This window comes from Marinobacter sp. UBA2498, assembly GCF_002341575.1.
Taxonomy (GTDB): Bacteria; Pseudomonadota; Gammaproteobacteria; order Pseudomonadales; family Oleiphilaceae; genus Marinobacter; species Marinobacter manganoxydans.
Genome location: NZ_DDOI01000074.1, coordinates 7,150 through 9,415 on the forward strand (window position 1 = coordinate 7,150; position 2,266 = coordinate 9,415).

At 59.9% G+C, this 2,266-nt stretch carries 2 protein-coding genes; one reads left to right on the forward strand and one right to left on the reverse strand.

What is annotated here, in order from left to right; genetic code table 11:
* Window positions 1-953: MalY/PatB family protein (locus B2W52_RS10425; RefSeq protein ID WP_286802898.1), on the reverse strand; the 953-nt coding region annotated here is incomplete at its 3' end.
* Window positions 954-1,164: 211 nt separating this feature from the next.
* Between B2W52_RS10425 and B2W52_RS10430 the strand changes: the two genes are divergently transcribed.
* Window positions 1,165-2,052, forward strand: a complete 888-nt coding sequence (locus B2W52_RS10430) for an AEC family transporter (protein ID WP_008172703.1) — start codon at window positions 1,165-1,167, stop codon at window positions 2,050-2,052.
* Window positions 2,053-2,266 lie beyond the last annotated feature (214 nt).

Consider the following 2,266-nt stretch of genomic DNA (forward strand, 5'->3'; position numbering starts at 1 on the left):
AGGCGCTGGCCAACAGCCTCCACCACATAGTCCCGGCTGGCCTGCAGATAGGCCATCAGATCGTCCAGCCAGGGGGCACCATGGCGGTAGCCGGCCTCAAACCCGGCAATACTGAACGGATTGCACTGGGGCAGATGCATGGATTCAAACACGTCCTTCATTGCCTTGCGCCGGTCCGCATCGGGAATAACCAGAGCCGACAGGCCGAGGCCGGGCATGTTGAAACTCTTGCTCGGTGCGACCGCCGTTACCAGTGCATCTTCAGGACCGGCCAGCTTCGCCAGCATGGTGTGGCGGGGTTTATCCGTGAAGGTCAGGTCACAATGAATCTCGTCGGAGACCACCACCAGCCGGTGCCGGCGAGCAATATCCAGCACCGCCGTCAGTTCTTCCTCCGACCAAACCCGGCCAACCGGGTTATGGGGCGAGCACAGCAGCAGGATCCGGGCATCGGGGCGGGCTGCGCACTGCTCCAAGTGATCAAGATCCATGCGGTAGTGGCCCGGGTCTCCGGTGTCCGGATCCTCCGGCACCAAGGGGTTTTCGATCACCACCCGGCCACTGTGCCGCACCGAACTGAAAAACGGCGGATAAACCGGCGGCTGGATGATGACGCCCTCACCGGGTCCCGCGTAGGCCATGCACGCGGCGTTGATCGATGGCACCACGCCGGGCGCCATCAGTATCCACTCGCGCCGGATCTCCCAGTCATGGCGACTGGCAAACCAGTCGATCATCGACTGGTAAAGACTGTCCGGAAACAGGGTGTAGCCATAAACCGGATGTTCCGCCCGCTCCCTCAACGCACGGGTGACAGCCTCCGGTGCCGCGAAATCCATATCGGCCACCCAGACCGGGATAACATCCTCGGTGCCAAAAACCGCCTTGCGGGCATCAAACTTGACGGAACAGGTGTGTTCCCGGGAAACCGGCTGATCAAACGGGCTGGACACAGGGACTCTCCAGGGCAGATAACAACATTGGAAAACGGTATTGTGGTGGGCCCGAACGGCCATCGCAACCGTCGGCTGCCGATGTCGCCACCGTGTCCATATCCTGCTTTGGTCGAACATCGTCGATAAACACTTGCCCAAGCAGGGCGATACTTGCGAACCTAACGGTTTATCCAATAAAAACTTCCAAACATTCCCCGGAGCCTGTTCAATGATTGGCCAGATTCTGTCCACCATGTTGCCGGTGTTTCTGATCGCCGGTTGCGGCGCACTCTATGGCCGCTACCGGACGCCCGACATCCAGGGACTGAACGTTCTCAACATGGAACTGTTTGTGCCCATGCTGGTCTTCGCTGTTCTTGCTGACCAGCAGGCTCCGCTGCAGAACTACGCCCAGCTTGCACTGGCCGCCACGGTGGTTGTGCTCGGATCAGGAATTGTTCTGTATCCGCTGGCCAGGGTTCTGAAGCTGAACCTGAAGACCTTTCTGCCACCGATGATGTTTAACAATTCCGGCAATATGGGTCTTCCGCTGCTGGTACTGGCCTTCGGCGATGAGGCCCTGCCGGCGGCCATTGTGCTATTCATCGTGGAAATGCTGCTGCACTTTTCGGTGGGGCTGTACATGCTCGCCCCCCATACCTCCATCGTAAAACGCCTGAAGCTGCCCATCGTATTTGCCAGTATTGCCGGGCTCTCGGTCAATCTCGGGGGCGTGACCCTGCCGGAATGGCTGCTGGAAACCCTGAACATGCTCGGTGGTGTGAGCATACCGCTGATGCTCTTTGCCCTTGGCGTGCGCATGCTTGATATCGATTTCAGTGACTGGAAACTGGGTATGCTGGGCGCCATCGCCTGTCCCGCCAGCGGTCTGATCCTTGCATGGCCGATGATTGCGGTTCTGGATCTTCCCGGGATGCAGGTGGCGGCGCTGTGGGTATTTGCAGCCTTGCCTCCGGCCGTACTCAATTACATGGTGGCGGAACAGTATCGGCAGGAGCCACACAAGGTCGCCTCGCTGGTATTATTGAGCAATCTGGGCAGTCTTGTGGTTATGCCGGTTGTGCTCGGTCTGGTGTTTGCCGCCGGCTACGTCTGAGCATCTGCCCCACTAACCGCTCTGTTAGCCGAGGAAGGACCCGATGTCTGAAACCGTTGCGGTGGTGCGCGCCTCCCGACCCAATTTCCTGGTACTCGCACCGCTGTGTGCCGGCCTTGGCGTGGCGGTAGCCTGGCACCAGGGCGAGCCTCCGGCCCTGCTCAATCCCCTGCTCGTCCTGATTGGCGCCCTGCTGGCCCATGCCGCCGTCAAT